This is a genomic window from Pseudohoeflea suaedae, from assembly GCF_004354915.1.
Classification (GTDB): domain Bacteria; phylum Pseudomonadota; class Alphaproteobacteria; order Rhizobiales; family Rhizobiaceae; genus Pseudohoeflea; species Pseudohoeflea suaedae.
On record NZ_SMSI01000001.1, the window covers coordinates 768,852 to 784,333 of the forward strand.

12 protein-coding genes and 1 tRNA gene are annotated in these 15,482 nt (G+C 62.7%); 11 read left to right on the forward strand and 2 right to left on the reverse strand.

Translation table 11 applies throughout. The annotated features are described in order from the left end of the window. Positions 1 to 7: 7 nt before the first annotated feature. Positions 8 to 3,493, reverse strand: a complete 3,486-nt coding sequence (locus tag E2A64_RS03570; protein ID WP_133283045.1) for a PAS domain-containing hybrid sensor histidine kinase/response regulator — start codon at positions 3,491 to 3,493, stop codon at positions 8 to 10. Positions 3,494 to 3,711: 218 nt separating this feature from the next. Here E2A64_RS03570 and mscL point away from each other — a divergent pair, with 218 nt between their 5' ends. The 10 genes from mscL (at position 3,712) to E2A64_RS03620 (ending at position 14,652) form a co-directional block, all read left to right on the forward strand. Next, on the forward strand, positions 3,712 to 4,128 hold the full coding sequence (mscL, locus tag E2A64_RS03575) for a large conductance mechanosensitive channel protein MscL (protein ID WP_133283046.1): 417 nt from the start codon (positions 3,712 to 3,714) through the stop codon (positions 4,126 to 4,128). Positions 4,129 to 4,248: 120 nt separating this feature from the next. Continuing rightward, positions 4,249 to 5,427, forward strand: a complete 1,179-nt coding sequence (locus E2A64_RS03580) for a pyridoxal phosphate-dependent aminotransferase (protein ID WP_133283047.1) — start codon at positions 4,249 to 4,251, stop codon at positions 5,425 to 5,427. Between the two features lie 389 nt (positions 5,428 to 5,816). Beyond that, positions 5,817 to 6,074, forward strand: a complete 258-nt coding sequence (locus E2A64_RS03585) for a DUF4212 domain-containing protein (protein ID WP_133283048.1) — start codon at positions 5,817 to 5,819, stop codon at positions 6,072 to 6,074. 9 nt (positions 6,075 to 6,083) lie between these two features. Next, on the forward strand, positions 6,084 to 7,862 hold the full coding sequence (locus E2A64_RS03590; protein ID WP_133283049.1) for a sodium:solute symporter family protein: 1,779 nt from the start codon (positions 6,084 to 6,086) through the stop codon (positions 7,860 to 7,862). 110 nt (positions 7,863 to 7,972) lie between these two features. Beyond that, on the forward strand, positions 7,973 to 9,802 hold the full coding sequence (locus E2A64_RS03595; RefSeq protein ID WP_133283050.1) for a DUF294 nucleotidyltransferase-like domain-containing protein: 1,830 nt from the start codon (positions 7,973 to 7,975) through the stop codon (positions 9,800 to 9,802). A gap of 32 nt (positions 9,803 to 9,834) precedes the next feature. Continuing rightward, the gene (locus E2A64_RS03600) at positions 9,835 to 10,365 is read left to right on the forward strand and encodes a hypothetical protein (RefSeq protein ID WP_133283051.1); all 531 of its coding nucleotides are present in this window, start codon (positions 9,835 to 9,837) and stop codon (positions 10,363 to 10,365) included. 54 nt (positions 10,366 to 10,419) lie between these two features. After that, positions 10,420 to 10,794, forward strand: coding sequence for a response regulator transcription factor (locus tag E2A64_RS03605; protein ID WP_158285672.1), 375 nt, complete (start codon positions 10,420 to 10,422; stop codon positions 10,792 to 10,794). Then, positions 10,791 to 12,929, forward strand: coding sequence for a 3'-5' exonuclease (locus E2A64_RS03610; protein WP_158285673.1), 2,139 nt, complete (start codon positions 10,791 to 10,793; stop codon positions 12,927 to 12,929). Before E2A64_RS03605 ends, E2A64_RS03610 begins: the two co-directional genes overlap by 4 nt. 140 nt (positions 12,930 to 13,069) lie before the next feature. Then, positions 13,070 to 13,768, forward strand: a complete 699-nt coding sequence (locus E2A64_RS03615; RefSeq protein ID WP_133283054.1) for an outer membrane protein — start codon at positions 13,070 to 13,072, stop codon at positions 13,766 to 13,768. A 227-nt stretch (positions 13,769 to 13,995) separates the two neighbouring features. Next, a complete protein-coding gene (locus E2A64_RS03620) occupies positions 13,996 to 14,652 on the forward strand; it encodes an outer membrane protein (RefSeq protein WP_158285674.1) in 657 nt (218 codons plus the stop codon). A 236-nt stretch (positions 14,653 to 14,888) separates the two neighbouring features. On the opposite strand, the gene E2A64_RS03625 is transcribed toward E2A64_RS03620, so the two are convergent. Beyond that, positions 14,889 to 14,963: transfer RNA gene (locus E2A64_RS03625), tRNA-Thr, on the reverse strand. A 295-nt stretch (positions 14,964 to 15,258) separates the two neighbouring features. On the opposite strand from E2A64_RS03625, the gene E2A64_RS03630 reads away from it, so the two are divergent. Then, on the forward strand, positions 15,259 to 15,465 hold the full coding sequence (locus E2A64_RS03630; RefSeq protein ID WP_133283056.1) for a hypothetical protein: 207 nt from the start codon (positions 15,259 to 15,261) through the stop codon (positions 15,463 to 15,465). The last annotated feature ends 17 nt before the right edge of the window (positions 15,466 to 15,482 follow it).

Genomic DNA, 15,482 nt, shown 5'->3' on the forward strand with positions numbered 1-15,482 from the left:
GTCCTGGCTACTCTGCCGCGGCCTTCCTGACGGCGGCGACCTGATTGAGAAATGCCCTGAGTGCGGCCGGCTTGACCGGCTTGTTCTGGATCGCGATCCGTTCGGCCTCCGCGAGCGCGCGAACCTCCGGCGTCCTGTCGGCTGTCAGGAGAAGCGCGGGAATGTCCGCGCCGAAGCTCGCGCGGACCGCCATGATCGCATCGGTGCCGAAGCCTTCGTCGAGATGATAGTCGGCCAGGATCGCGTCAGGCAGGGTTTCGCATTTGAGCGCCTCTTCGATTGAGGCGGCGGCCGATACGCTGCAGCCCCAGCCGGTCAGCAGCAATGCCATGCCTTCGAGGATTTTCGGCTCGTTGTCGATGCAGAGCACCCGCATCCCGTCGAGCGGTTTGATCGGCTGCGCGTCGGCAGGCTGTGCGATGGCCTGAAGCCGCTTGACGTTGGTCTCGATCGGCAGGGCGACCCGGAATTGCGTGCCCCGTCCGGGTTCCGAGGAGATCTCGACGTTGAGATTGAGCACGCGTGCAATGCGATCGACGATCGAAAGGCCCAAGCCCAGGCCCGAGGCGGTGCGTGCGCCTTCGTCCAGCCGCGCGAATTCGCGGAACACGGTGCGGAACTTGGTCGAGGGGATGCCGATCCCGGTGTCGAGGACTTGCAGCACCGCGGTCTTGCCGCGTCGCCTCACGCCAATGAGCACGCGGCCTTCGCGGGTATATTTGATGGCGTTGGAGACGAGGTTCTGGATCAGCCGCCGCAACAGGTTGGGATCCGTGCGGATATAGGCGCTGGTCGGCACCACCGTGAAGCTCAGGTTCTTCTCGCGCGCGACGGGGGCGAAATCCGTCAGCACGCGGTTGAGCACGTCCTGCAGCGGAAAGCTCGCGATCCTCGGCTTCATGGCGCCGGTATCGAGGCGGGAAATGTCGAGCACCGCGCCGAGAATGGTCTCCACAGATTCCAGCGAGGAATCGATATTGCGCACCACGTCCTGATTGGCCGAATCGCCGAGCCGCTCGACGAGCGTCGAAGAATAGAGCCGCGCGGCATTGAGCGGCTGGAGAATGTCGTGGCCCGCGGCCGCCAGGAAACGGGTCTTGCCGATATTGGCATCTTCTGCGGCCTGCTGAGCCTTTTCCAGCTCCTTGTTCACGCGCGTCAGTTCGCCGGTGCGTTCCGCCACCCGCTGTTCCAGTGTCTCGTTCGCCTGCTTGAGGGCGATGTCCGCGGCGACCCGCTCGGTGATGTCGGCATAGGTCGTCACGAAGCCGTTGTCGGGCATCGGGTTCGAGCGGATTTCGATGATCCGCTGCGGATTGCCCGCAGTGATCGTGAAGGGCGTGTCCATGGTCAGGAACTGCCTGAGCGTCTCGCTTTCCGATCCTTCCTCGATGTCGCCGCGGTCAGCCAGAATGCGCAGGATGCTTTCGAGCGAGGTGCCGACCTGGCCGACCTGCTCGGGCAGGTCGAAGAGCGCGCGGAAGCGCCTGTTCCAGACGGTGAGGCGGTTCGAACTGTCGAAGACCGTAATGCCCTGGTCGAGCTGGCCGAGCGCGGTCTGCAGGAGGTCGCGATTGTACTGCAGCGCGTCGGATGCCTCGTCGAGAAGCCGGGCGGCGTCGCCGGGCAGTTCGTCGGCGCGCTGGAAGAGGAGGGTGAGAACGAGCCGCGCCGATGACGAGCCGATGGCGCTGGCGAGCAATTGTTCGGCGAAGCGCAACAGCCCCATGTCGGCCGGGTCCTCGTCGCGGATCCAGTGGCCGAGGGAAAGCTCGTAGGAGTGAAAGGAGCGCTCGGTGCGTTCGGGGCCGAGATAGCGCCCGATCGTCTGCTTGAGATTGCCGACAGTGACCTTGGTCTTCCAGCCAGACCGCGGCAGTTTCTGCCTGCGGCCTTCGGGGATGAACACGGCAGCCTGCACGCGCTCGATCGACCGCGCGCGGCGCGACAGCGACCCGACGATGTAGCAGACGGTATTGACGATCAGGCTGAGTAGCACTGCGGTGAACAGCGGGTCGCCGCTGATGCCGGTATTGTCGATGCCGGGGATCAGGAAGGAAAGGACCGCATCCGCGATGTGAGAATTGTCCGGCCCGCCGAGACTCGGCAGAAGCAGGATGTAGCCCCAGACCAGAATGCCGCTGATGAGGCCCGCAATCGCCCCGCGCGCATTCGCCTGCCGCCAGAAAAGCCCGCCGAAAAAGGCCGGCGCGAGTTGTGCGATGGCGGCAAACGAAAGCAGACCGATGGAGGCAAGCCCCGCATTGGTGTCGATGGAACGGTAATAGGCGAAGCCCAGAAACAGGATGCCGGCGATGGCGGTCCGCCTGATCCACAGGATCGTCCGCGGGAAATCGCCGCCCGGCATGCGCTTGTCGCGGTTTCGCAGCACCAGCGGCACGATCAGGTCGTTGGACGCCATGATGGCGACGGCGACCGAGGCGACGATGACCATCGCCGTGGCTGCCGAAAACCCGCCCAGGAAGGTCGCGAGCGCTAGAAGCGGCATGTCGTTGTTGAGCGGCAGCGACAATACGAAGAGATCGCTCGTGCCTTCGGGCCCGAACTGCATCAGGCCGGCCATGGCGACCGGCAGCACGAAGAGGTTGATCGCGACGAGATAGAGCGGCAGCAACCAGCGTGCGAGCTTGAGTTCCGCCGCAGTTCGGTTTTCGACCACCATCACGTGGAACTGGCGCGGCAGGAGAATGATCGCCACCGCCGACAATCCGATCAGCAGCGCCCATCGCGTCGGCCCGGTCTCGTAGGCCAGCGAGCGCTGAACGTCGGCATTGCTGCGTGCGGCGGTGAGAAGATCCATCGGCCCGTCGAACAGGATGAAGACCACCGCCAGCCCGATTGCCGTGAAGGCGACGAGCTTGATGAGCGATTCCATTGCCACTGCCAGGATGAGCCCGTCCTGATGCTCGGTGGCGTCCGTATGCCGCGTGCCGAAGATCATTGCGAAGATCGCCAGCAGGAAGGTCACGAAAAGCGAGATGTCGGCGAACAGGAAATTGTCGGTAAGAAGCTCGAAGGCCTCGATGTTGATCATCGTGGAAACCGAGCTCGACACCGCCTTCAGCTGCAGCGCGATATAGGGAACCGAGCCGATCACCGCAATCAGCGCCACGATGGCCGCCACCGTCGGGTTCTTGCCGTAGCGGGCGGCCATGAAGTCGGCGATCGAGGTAATGCGCTCGGCCTTGGCGAGGGTCACGATGCGGGTGATCAGCGGCATGCCCAGGGTGAACATCAGGACCGGGCCGATATAGATGCCGATGAACTCCCAGCCCTGGCTCGCGGCGAGCCCCACGCCGCCGTAATAGGTCCACGAGGTGCAGTAGATCGCCAGGCTGAGCGAATAGATGATCGGCCGCCCGACACTCTGCCGCAGTCGCCGTGTTCCGGCGCGGTCGCCATAGGCGGCGATCACGAACAGAAGCAGCATGTACGACAGCGCCGATCCGAAGATCAGCCAGCCAGGCAGCATTGCGTGTCCTCCCTCCGGCCCTTTCGCGTCCCCAAAGGCCGTTTTACACGAGGCGACGGGTATCGCCCAAATGGATTCGTCTCGGCATTTAGGTGGGTAATCGGGCACGGAGCGGATTGCTAAAAGCCCACCCGTAATTCATCGTGACGCGACCGGTTGGAGAGACGGGGTGCGCCAACCGCTCGCCGCTGTCAGGCACCCGAGGGAGACATTTCATCATGATCGAAGAATTCAAGGCGTTCATCGCCAAGGGCAATGTCATGGATCTGGCCGTCGGCGTCATCATCGGCGGGGCTTTCGGGCTCATCGTCAAGTCGCTGACCGACGACATCATCATGCCGATCGTGGGGGCGATCTTCGGAGGCTTCGATTTCTCGAACTACTTCCTGCCTTTGTCCTCGTCGGTGACCGCGGACACGCTCGAAGCTGCCCGCGAGCAGGGCGCGGTCTTCGCCTACGGCAACTTCATCACCGTGGTGCTCAACTTCCTCATCCTTGCCTGGATCATTTTCCTCATGGTCAAGGCGGTCAACCGCATCCGTGCGGAAGAGAAGGCCAAACCGGATACCACGCCGGCCGAGCCGCCCGCCGATGTGCGCCTGCTCACCGAGATCCGCGATATCCTGAAGAAGTGAGCCCGGCCGGGTATCCATGAGGAAACTGGCATCCATCAGGAAAATCGATTGATCCATCGATCGGAACGGCTGGACAGCGCGGCAAATTCCGTTATCGCGATGAGGCGAAGGAGTTTGCCCATGTCCACCGTTTCGTCTGCATTCGATCACCTGTCCGAACGGACCCGGCTCTCGCCTGAGAGTGGCATCGTCGAGGTGCTCAATCACGGTTGGGGCAAGCAGGGGCTCATTCCGCTCTGGGCCGGCGAGGGCGACCGTCCGACGCCGGATTTCATCCGTCAGGCCGGCGCCGATGCGCTGATGGCGGGGGAAACCTTCTACACGCAGCAGCGCGGCATCACGGAATTGCGCCAGGGGCTCGCGGACTATTATCGCCGCCAGTTCGGCGTCACGCGTCCCGTCGATGCCTTCACCGTGACCGGATCCGGGATGCAGGCGATCAAGCTCGCCATCGAGGCCGTCTCCGGCCCGGGCGACGAGATCCTGTACCTTTCCCCCTCCTGGCCGAATCTGCCGGCGGCTTTCGCATTGTCGGGCGGCAAGCCCGTGCCCTTCGTCATGGATGTCGAGGACGGTCGCTGGTCGATCGACATGCAGCGTTTCGAGGCGGCGGTAACCCCGCGCACCCGCGCGCTGTTCATCAATACTCCGTCGAACCCGACGGGCTGGGTCGCTGCAATCGACGATCTCAAGGCGATCCTCGCTATCGCCCGCAAGCACAATCTCTGGATCATTGCCGACGAGATCTATTCGCGGTTCTTCTATGAGGGAGCCCGCGCGCCCTCCTTCCTCGACGTGTCCGAGGACAACGATCTCATCCTCTACGTCAATTCCTTCTCCAAGAACTGGGCCATGACCGGCTGGCGCGTCGGCTGGATCGTCGCTCCGCCGGCTATCGGGCAGGCGCTCGAAAATCTCGTGCAGTATTCCACCTCCGGCGTTGCGCAGTTCATGCAGAAGGGCGCCCTGAAGGCGATAACGGAGGGCGACGCTTTCGTTGACGAACAGGTGGCCCTCGCCAAGCGGGCGCGCGATCTGTTCTGCGACATCCTTCAATCCACCAATCGCGTGGTGATCGAGAAGCCGGCCGGCGCCTTTTACGCCTTCTTCAGGATCGACGGGCTGACCGATACCCGTCCCGCAGCCATCGACATCGTCGATCGCGCCAATGTCGGGCTTGCGCCCGGTACGGCCTTCGGCCCCGGCGGTGAGGAATTCATGCGCGCCTGTTTCCTGCGCCGCATCGGTCAGGTCGAGGAAGCTGCAGGTCGTTTGTCGGCCTACATTTCCAGCCTCTGAGAAAAGTCCGAACGCTTCCTCCGTCGGGCAAAGTATAGCCTGAAGAAGCACTTTTACGACTTTAGTTGTACTCCGAAGTTATCATGGGATTTCCCTAATATCCCGTTTGAGATCAGCTGCGATTGGGATACCTTTCGCTACGGTTGAATGGGCTCGGGCGCCCTGACGACGTCGCAATCGAACCGGATGAGGACCCGGGCGACGAAATCGGAGCGCTTGTTCGAAGAGCCTGGCAGCCGGGGGAGATGTGGGGAGGACAGGCGCGGCATTCCGCGCTGGAGCACCGTCGGGTTCTCCGTGAATTTCGGGTCTCATGCCCATTCCGCATCTTTTTTGGAACTTCGCTCCAGGTGGCTTCCTGCCGCCATCGGAGTGTTGAGGAGGAACACATGAATAACGGTAATGGTGAGGCCTACTGGAAGGCCAATGTGCGCCTGATGATCACGCTACTGATCATCTGGGCGCTCGTATCGTTCGGCTTCGGCATCGTGCTGCGGCCGCTTCTGGCCGGAATTTCGATCGGTGGAACCGATCTCGGATTCTGGTTCGCCCAGCAGGGCTCGATCCTGGTCTTCCTGGTTCTGATCTTCTTCTATGCGTTCCGCATGAACAAGATGGACCGGGAATACGGCGTCGACGAGCAATAGGGGGGAGACATGGACCAATATACCCTGAACCTGCTGGTGATCGGCGCGTCGTTCGCGCTCTACATCGGCATCGCCATCTGGGCCCGTGCGGGTTCGACGAGCGAATTCTACGCCGCCGGTCGCGGCGTTCACCCGGTGATGAACGGCATGGCAACGGCTGCCGACTGGATGTCGGCTGCATCGTTCATTTCCATGGCCGGCATCATCGCCTTCGGCGGCTATGACGCTTCGGCCTATCTGATGGGCTGGACCGGCGGCTACGTGCTGCTCGCCATGATGCTTGCACCCTATCTTCGCAAGTTCGGCAAGTTCACCGTTCCCGAGTTCATCGGCGATCGGTTCTACTCGTCGTCGGCGCGCATGGTGGCGGTGGTCTGCCTCATCGTCGCTTCGGTCACCTACGTTATCGGTCAGATGACCGGTGTCGGCGTGGCCTTCTCGCGCTTCCTGGAAGTCGATTCGGCGACAGGCCTCTATATCGGCGCGGCGATCGTCTTCGTCTACGCCGTTCTGGGCGGCATGAAGGGCATCACCTACACCCAGGTCGCCCAGTACTGCGTGCTGATCTTCGCCTACACCATCCCGGCGATCTTCATCTCGCTGCAGCTGACCGGCAATCCGATCCCGCCGCTCGGCCTGTTCTCCGACCATGTGGGCAGCGGTCAGCCGATCCTGGCGACGCTCGAAGCAACGCTCCGCGACCTCGGTTTCACGACCTACACCGAGCGTCACGATTCCATGCTGAACATGTTCCTGTTCACCATGTCGCTGATGATCGGTACGGCCGGCCTGCCGCACGTGATCGTGCGCTTCTTCACCGTGCCGCGCGTGGCCGACGCCCGCACCTCCGCCGGCTGGGCGCTGGTGTTCATCGCAGTCCTCTATCTCACCGCTCCGGCAGTGGGTGCGATGGCTCGCCTGAACATCATGACCACCATGTGGCCGAACGGCGTTCAGGGGGAAGCCATCTCGGAAGCCGACCTTCCGCAGTGGTTCGCCAACTGGCAGGTGACCGGACTTCTCGCCGTCGAAGACAAGAACGGCGACGGCAAGATCCAGTTCTACAACGACAAGTCCCCGGCAGATTCGCCGGTGATGCAGACCGCAACCGAACGGGGCTGGCAGGGTAACGAGCTGACCACCTTCAACCAGGACATTCTCGTTCTGGCCAACCCGGAAATCGCCAACCTTCCGGGCTGGGTCATCGCGCTTGTCGCAGCCGGCGGTCTTGCCGCCGCACTGTCGACCGCCGCGGGACTTCTGCTCGCCATTTCCTCGGCGATCAGTCACGACCTCATCAAGGGGGCGATCAACCCGAACATCTCCGAGGCGGGCGAGCTGATGGCCGCACGTATCTCGATGGGCGTGGCGATCGCGGTGGCGACCTATCTGGGCCTCAATCCTCCGGGATTTGCAGCGCAGACGGTGGCACTGGCATTCGGTATCGCTGCGGCATCGATCTTCCCCGCACTGATGATGGGCATCTTCTCGACGCGCATCAACAACAAGGGGGCCGTGGCCGGCATGCTGTCAGGTCTGTTGATCACCGTGATCTACATCTTCCTGCACAAGGGCTGGTTCTTCATTCCTGAGACCAACTCCTTCACCGATGCCGACCCGCTTCTGCTCTCGATCAAGTCGACCTCGTTCGGCGCGATCGGCGCGGTCATCAACTTCGCAGTCGCCTACTTCGTTTCCAATGCGACCGAAGAGCCGCCGGCGGAGATCAGGGACCTCGTGGAATCGGTCCGCGTGCCGCGCGGTGCGGGTACCGCCACGACCCACTGAAGTCCCTTCCCGGGACCACATGTGGGCCGAACTCGAAAAAGATGGACCCCGGCCTTGCCGGGGTTCATTGTTTCTGGAGAGGATGGCCGCAACAAAGGGGGGAGTATTCGATGCGAGAAGCGTTCACCGGATTCGTCCGCCGGCTCCATCCTTTCGATGCGCTCGGTGAGGAGGCGATTGACCAGCTCGCCGATGTCGTGACCCGGCGCGAGGTGGAGAATGGGACCACCTTGCTGGCCTCCGGCGAGCGGGTTGCGGATTTCTCACTCATTGTCGAAGGCACGGTCGATCTGGTTTCCCGCGAGGGAACCCTGATCTCGCAGCTTCGGGAAGGCGATTATTTCGGCGCGCTGGCGCTGCTCGGCGACGGCCATGCCGTTCACTCGGTGGAGGCGGCGAGCGATCTCGTTCTCTTCGATATTCCCGGTGAGACGTTCCTGCGGCTGGTGCGCGATCACCCGGTCGTGGACGCCTATTACAATCGTGCCGGCAAGCGCCGCGCCACCGCGACGGGTGCGCCGGCTGCGGCGGAAGGCTGGCTGGCTCGTCCCCTTGCCGCCCTGATGTCGACGCCGGCCTTTACCTGCCCGGTCGACATGCCGGTGCGCGAAGCTGCGGCCCTCATGGACGAGCGCGGCTTTTCCTGTGTTCTCGCAGTCGGCCCCGGCGGAGTGCTCGAAGGCATTCTGACGGCGCGCGACATGACCCGGATCGTGGCCGCGGGCCGGTCCGGCGATGCGCTCGTCTCTGCGGTCATGACGCGCGATCCTTTCGCGCTGTCCCCTGATCAGACTGGTTTCGACGCCGTCGTCGCCATGAGCGAGCGCGGCTTCGGACATCTGCCGGTCGTCGTGGATGGCAGGCCGGTCGGCATTCTCACCCAGACCGATCTCGTTCGAAGGCACTCGGTCTCGGCGGTCTTCCTCATTCGCGATATAGCCCACAAGGCCGACTATGAGGGGTTGGCCGAAGTCACCGCAAACATCCCGAGCCTGCTTGCGCATCTGGTGGGGGCGGGGGTGCCCGCCCATCAGGTGGGACACATGATCACCTCGATCGCCGATGCGGTGACCCGCCGTCTCATCGCGATGGCGACCGAAAAACTCGGCCCTGCGCCGGTGCCGTGGCTGTGGCTCGCCTGCGGCAGCCAGGGGCGCCAGGAGCAGACCGGCGTCTCCGACCAGGACAACTGCCTCTTTCTCTCGGACGCCTATGACGAGGGCAGGCATGGCGCGTATTTCTCCGAATTCGCGCACTATGTGTCCGACGGACTGAACGCCGCCGGCTATGTCTATTGTCCCGGCGACATGATGGCGACCAATCCGCGCTGGCGGCAGCCGGTATCCGTCTGGCGCGGCTATTTCGAGAAGTGGATCCGAGTGCCCGAGCCGATGGCGCAGATGCTGGCCAGCGTCATGTTCGATCTCAGGCCCATCGACGGCGACTTCACCCTTTACGAGGGGCTTCAGGGCCAGACGCTCGAAGCGGCCCGGCAGGATTCGATTTTCCAGTCGCACATGATCGGAAATTCGCTGAAGCACCAGCCGCCCCTGGGCCTGTTTCGCGGTTTCGCGCTGATCCGGGGCGGCGAGCACAAGAACACCATCGACATGAAGCATTCGGGTGTCGTGCCGATCGTCGATCTCGGGCGCGTCTATGCCCTCAAGGGCGCCATCGAGGTCGTCAATACACGCAAGCGGCTGATGGAGGCGACCCGTCGCGGCGTTCTCTCGGAATCAGGCGGAGCGGACCTTCTCGATGCATTCGACCTGATCTCCATGGTGCGCCTGCAGCACCAGGCCCGGCAGGTGCGTGACGGTGCGGCGCCGGACAATTTCCTGGTCCCCTCGACGTTTTCCGCACTCGAGCGCAACCATCTCCGCGACGCCTTCGCCGTCGTCAAATCTTTGCAGTCCAGCCTCGGCTACGGCCGCGTCTGATCACATTGTAATTCGCGTAACGGACAATCTGAATGGCAAATATCCTCAACCTTCTCGGCCCGGTACTTTTCGGAATCGCCATTGCCGGCATGCTGCTGTTCGCCAAGCGAGTGCTGCGCGTGCCGCTGCCCCGCTGGGCGCTGCCGGCCGGTGCCGCAATCGGCATACTGGCCGCTCACCTCTACAATGAATACACATGGTTCGACCGTTTCGTCTCGCGCCTGCCGCAAGGCGTGGAGGTGATCCAGACCGGCACCTCGAAAAACGTTCTCGAACCGTGGACGCTCGCGGTGCCGAAGATCGTCCGCTTTGCGGCAATCGACCGCAATTCGGTCCAGACCAATCCGTCGCTGCCGGGTATGAAGATCGGCGAGATCCTGCTGTTCCAGCGCCATACGCCGACGGCGCGCATTCTCCAGGTGGCGGATTGCGAGAGTGGCCGCATCGCCGCGCTGGCGCCCGATACCAGGTTCGCCGAGGATGGCCTGCCCGAAGACCTGAGCTGGTCCGATGTCGGTCCAAACGAGCCGCTCTACGCCTCCCTCTGCCGGGCGGACGGCTGATCCGATGGACCCTCGCTCGCCATGTCGCCGTCGCCGGTCCGCGGGAGGAGTGTGATGGAAAGGCGAATTCTCGTTGTCGTCGATGAAGCGGTGATGGCCGCCTGGCTGCCTGGCCATCTCGAAGCGGCCGGCTGGAACGTGACCCACGCCGGCGACGAGGCGGCCGCGCTGGCCTGCCTCGATGCGACGACCGAGACCCCGCCGGATGCGGCGATCGTCGATGCCGTTCTGGGCGAGGGTGACGGCTTCGCGCTGATCCAGGATATCCGCAAGCAGCTGCCGGGCATCCTTATCGTCTGCGCCTCGGCCCGCGCCGGAAACGTCGCCCGTCTCAAGGCGCTTGCCGCCGGCGCCGATGCCTATATAGCCAAGCCCTTCAGGCTGGCTGACCTGGATGATCTCATCAATGCAAGATGCGAGGCGTCATGAGCCTCGTCGACCGGCTTGCCGGAAAACTCTCGCTGCGGCTCCGGATCTTTCTCTTCTTTGCTCTCGCAGCCCTTGCCTCGATCGCGCTGATCGGGGTGGCCGGCTATTTCGCGCTGACGGCGACGCAAGTGGAAGACCGCCCGTTCGTGCTTCGCGCCGGCATCGTTTCGGGCTTCGGGATTCTCGGTATCCTGACCGCGATCTGGTATCAGTTCGACAGCCATGTCGCCCGGCCCATCGAGCGGCTGGGGCGCTATGCACGCGCCACGGCCCATGGCGATGGGCTGTCGGAGGCCGCCATGCCCGAGGCGCGCTTTCTGGGCTATCTGGCGCCCGCCCTCGGCGATCTTTCCCGGTCCCTCGAAAAGGCGCGCGGAGAGCGCGAGGCGGCAGTCGAGGAAGCGACCGCCCGGGCCGAGCGACAGAAGGCCCGTCTCGAATTCATCCTGCAGGATCTTTCCGACGGTATCCTCATCTGCAATCGCGAACACGAGGTTCTGCTCTACAATCCAGCCGCCGTTGAAATTCTTTCCGGTATCGGCCGGATCGGGCTTCGGCGCTCGGTCTTCGAGGTTCTCGCCCCGGAGCCCGTCCGCCACAATCTTGCGCGGCTGGAAAAGCGGGTTCGCGACGGTCGCCACGACACGCATGATCTGGGCCTGTCCCAACCCTTCGCCGCGCTCGGCGCGGACGGCAGGACCATGCTCGAGGCGACGATGACGCTGACGCTGGTGCCGGGGAGCCAGGAGCCGCAAGGCTATGTCCTGGCCTTCAGCGACGAGACGGAAATGCTGGCAGCTTCGGCGGAAGCCGAACGCAAGGTGATTGCCCTTGCCGAACGTATCCGCGAACATGCCGGTTCGCTTCATCTGGTCGGCGAGATGCTTGCCGCCGATCCGGCGCTCGACGGCCGCGCCCGCGATCTGACCGCCGCGATCATGGACGAGATCCGGCTGCTCGCCGAAACCAGCGACGAACTCGACCGTCTCGCCGTGGAGGAGCTTTCGCGCACCTGGCCGATGGGGCCGGTGCTCGGCACCACGCTGTTCGCCCTTGTTCGCGATCGCGTCCGCATGAAGCTCCCGCCGGAAACCCGCTGCCCGAAGCAGATCGCCATCCTGTGCGACAGCGCCGCCATCGCGGCGCTCTCGGCACGGCTGTGCGAATGGGTGGCCAAGCGCGGTGGCGAGGCTTTGCTGCTGAAGGCCGATCCGGGCGAGGAGACCGGCTTTCTCGATATCGAATGGTCCGGCGAACCCGTCTCCATCCGTTCGATTGACCGATGGCTGCGTTCGGCGCTCGATCATGATCTCGGGCCGGTGACCGCCGCCGACGTGCTTGCCCGGCACGGTTCCGACATCTGGTCGGACAGGGTGCCCGATGCGCCGGGGCGCGCCCGCTTCCGCATTCCGCTGCAGATGCGCGACATGTCGCGCCTGCCGGTGATCACCGCGCGCCAGATCGAGCGTATGCCGGTCTACGACTTCGACATATTCGATGAAAAGCCGCCGGCTGAACTGGCTGACACGCCGCTCAGGAACCTCACAATGGTGGTCTTCGATACCGAGACGACCGGCCTCGAGCCCTCCCGCGGCGACAGGATGATTTCGATCGCGGGCGTGCGCATCGTCAACGGACGGCTTCTGGACAACGAGATTTTTGACGAATTCGTCGATCCCGGCCGCGCCATTCCGCGCCGCTCGACCGAGGTGCACGGCATCACCGACGAGATGGTCGCAGGCGCCGCGCCGGCAGGCGACGTGGTCCGCCGTTTTGCGCGCTTTGCCGAGAATGCGGTGCTCGTTGCGCACAATGCGCCCTTCGACATGCGGTTTCTGACTATGGCCGGATCCGAAACGGGGCAGACCTGGCACAATCCCGTGCTCGATACCGTGCTGCTGGCCGCCCATGTCCACGGGGCCGCCGACAGCCTCACACTGGACCACCTGGCCGAAATCTACCGTGTGGACCTGCCCGAAGAGGTCCGTCACACCGCGCTTGGCGATTCACTCGCCACGGCAAGGGTATTTCTGGCTCTCCTCGGTCCGTTGGCCGCTGCCGGCGTATCGACGCTCGGCGAGGCAATCCGCGCCTCCGAGGCGCAGGCAGCGCTGCGGCGCAAGCAGGCGGTTTGAGCGTTCGAACAGTCGTCCTTACCGAGGAATTATGACATAAAATTATATTTTACTAAATAAAAAGGAAATGCGTGGTAATTGTGCAACAGCGCTGGGCGAGTGAGTAGCCTATAATGTAGAAATCTCTAAAACGTCACCGAATGCGTGTCGAAATTGAATTGAAGTCAGGAAACTTGCATATGATGAGAATGATCATGGCCGCCGCAGTCGCCGGCCTGTTGTCGTCCACCGCTTTTGCGGCCGACCTGACACCAACCTCCCCCTCATATGACCCGGCCGCGACCGCCTATGACTGGAGCGGAGCCTATGTCGGCTTCGTCGCAGGCTATCTCTTGGCAGAGGGTGAACACCAGGCCCCTCCCGGTTTTGGGACACGCCCCCCTTATGATGTCGACGGCGCGATGGTGGGTGGAACCGTCGGTTACAATTGGCAAAAGGGGTCCATCATATACGGTGTGGAAGGTGATTTTTCCCTGGCCGACATGAGCGGCAATGTGGTTCTCCCTGCAAATTTCCGCACCGATATCCGTAATTTCGGCACGCTGCGCGCGCGGATGGGCTACACCTATGATCGGGTCATGCCCTATGTCACCGGCGGCGTTGCATTCGCGGACATTCATGCCGGGCAATTTGGCACCCTGTCGGTCACCCGTGACTGGGTTGCCGGATGGACGCTCGGGGCGGGGGTCGAAACGGCCTTGTCCGACAAGGTCACCTTCAAGCTCGAAGGCCTTTATGTCGATCTGGGCGATATAACCTATACCTCGTTGGGTAACCCGATCGATGTCACCACTGAGGGTGTCGGTGTTGTCCGTGTCGGCCTGAACCGGCGTTTCTGATTGACCTTTCGCTACCGCTTGGCGGGGCCTTTGCATCCATCCGCCGGCGCGTGTCGGATAGGGCGTCTGACGCTTTCGCTTCTCATGGTCAATGATCGTCGTGAGCAGCAAGAGATGACATGACAGATGCCGAGCAATCACATATAGATGAGATATCTCTAACATAGATTCAACTAAAATAAGGTGACGTTCGGATGCATAAGCCCGCGAAGTCAGGAAACTTGCAGATGATGAGAATGATCATGGGCGCAGCGGTCGCCGGCCTGTTGTCGTCCACCGCTTTCGCGGCCGACCTGGCGCCTGCCTCCCCCTCATATGGCCCGGTCGCGACCGCCTATGACTGGAGCGGAGCCTATGTCGGCTTCGTCGCAGGCTATCTCCGGGGGGAAAGTGATCACACGGATACTTTTCTTAACACCACAGGCCCTTACGATATCGAAGGCGCGATGGTTGGCGGAACCGTCGGTTACAACTGGCAATGGGGTTCCGTAACATATGGTGTGGAAGGTGACTTTTCCCTCGCCGACATCGCCGGCAATACGGAAATCAACTGTTCGTCTTGCTTCACCAATATCGATAATTTCGGCACCCTGCGTGCGCGGCTGGGCTACGCCTATGATCGAGTGATGCCCTATGCCACCGGAGGCCTGGCGTTTGCGGAGATGGAAGGCGGACAGGCTGGCATTAAGGTCGGGAGCCGGGACTGGGTTGCCGGCTGGACGGTCGGGGCGGGTATCGAAATGGCCTTGTCCGACAAGATATCCGCCAAACTCGAAGGCCTGTATGTCGATCTGGACGATTTTGCCTATCAATCTGGTATTCCGGTCAATGTATCCACCAAGGATATCGGTATCGCCCGTGTCGGCCTGAACCGGCGCTTCTGATTGACCGGCGCGGCGGTTCATTGATCCGTCCGGCCGGGTTTGGCTAAGCCTTTTGCGCTGTTCCGATGAGCTTTCGGAGCAGCGCTTTCAATTTGACGCGGTCCTTTGTCGAGCGCCGCCGGTCCCATCCCACGAAAATACTGCCGCATGGAGCGAATGCTCCATGACTGTCACGAATTTGCCCGGGCCCGGCAAAATCTTGCTGTCAGTTTTCAAATTATTTCAGTGGGTTGTTCTGGTGCTGCCGGAGAGATTTGAACTCTCGACCTCTCCCTTACCAAGGGAGTGCTCTACCCCTGAGCTACGGCAGCCCTTGCGTTTAGCCGGTTGGCGGGCGCTTTTCGCGTTCCGCTTGCGATCGGTGACATGGAAGACCGCTGACCTGCTGAAGGCGGCCCGCTATTGCCATAGGTTTTCCGCAAGCGCAAGCCCGCCTGTCGCGCTTTTCGCGTCGACGCGGCCAATTTCTCCCGGGGTGGGGAAAACATGGTTTGCCGGCAATTCCCTGCAAGGGCTTGGCCGCCCGGCATTCGCGCTTTTCGTGCGCATCTTTCTGCGCTATCTGGCCGGGATGCCTGAGACGTTCACCGCGAAAAAGAAAACCGGATGACCGAGGAAAAGAAAAACGACGGCAAGGACGCGCGGGAGCGACGGCTGGCCGAGCAGTTGCGTGCCAACCTCCAGCGCCGCAAGGCGCAGGTGCGGGCGCGCCGTTCGGGCGAGGCCGACGAAACCGAGGGGCTGCCTGCGTCGCTGCCAAAAGAGGGGCCGCCGAAAGAGGGGCCATCCGGGGAAGCAAAGTCCGAGAGCTGAAACGGGCTTGCTTTCGC

Coding starts and splice junctions, on each gene's coding strand:
- E2A64_RS03570 (WP_133283045.1), bottom strand. CDS start 3,493: ATGCTGCCTGGCTGGCTGATCTTCGGATCGGCGCTGTCGTACATGCTG.
- mscL (WP_133283046.1), top strand. CDS start 3,712: ATGATCGAAGAATTCAAGGCGTTCATCGCCAAGGGCAATGTCATGGAT.
- E2A64_RS03610 (WP_158285673.1), top strand. CDS start 10,791: ATGAGCCTCGTCGACCGGCTTGCCGGAAAACTCTCGCTGCGGCTCCGG.
- E2A64_RS03590 (WP_133283049.1), top strand. CDS start 6,084: ATGGACCAATATACCCTGAACCTGCTGGTGATCGGCGCGTCGTTCGCG.
- E2A64_RS03580 (WP_133283047.1), top strand. CDS start 4,249: ATGTCCACCGTTTCGTCTGCATTCGATCACCTGTCCGAACGGACCCGG.
- E2A64_RS03620 (WP_158285674.1), top strand. CDS start 13,996: ATGATGAGAATGATCATGGGCGCAGCGGTCGCCGGCCTGTTGTCGTCC.
- E2A64_RS03585 (WP_133283048.1), top strand. CDS start 5,817: ATGAATAACGGTAATGGTGAGGCCTACTGGAAGGCCAATGTGCGCCTG.
- E2A64_RS03630 (WP_133283056.1), top strand. CDS start 15,259: ATGACCGAGGAAAAGAAAAACGACGGCAAGGACGCGCGGGAGCGACGG.
- E2A64_RS03600 (WP_133283051.1), top strand. CDS start 9,835: ATGGCAAATATCCTCAACCTTCTCGGCCCGGTACTTTTCGGAATCGCC.
- E2A64_RS03615 (WP_133283054.1), top strand. CDS start 13,070: ATGCGTGTCGAAATTGAATTGAAGTCAGGAAACTTGCATATGATGAGA.
- E2A64_RS03595 (WP_133283050.1), top strand. CDS start 7,973: ATGCGAGAAGCGTTCACCGGATTCGTCCGCCGGCTCCATCCTTTCGAT.
- E2A64_RS03605 (WP_158285672.1), top strand. CDS start 10,420: ATGGAAAGGCGAATTCTCGTTGTCGTCGATGAAGCGGTGATGGCCGCC.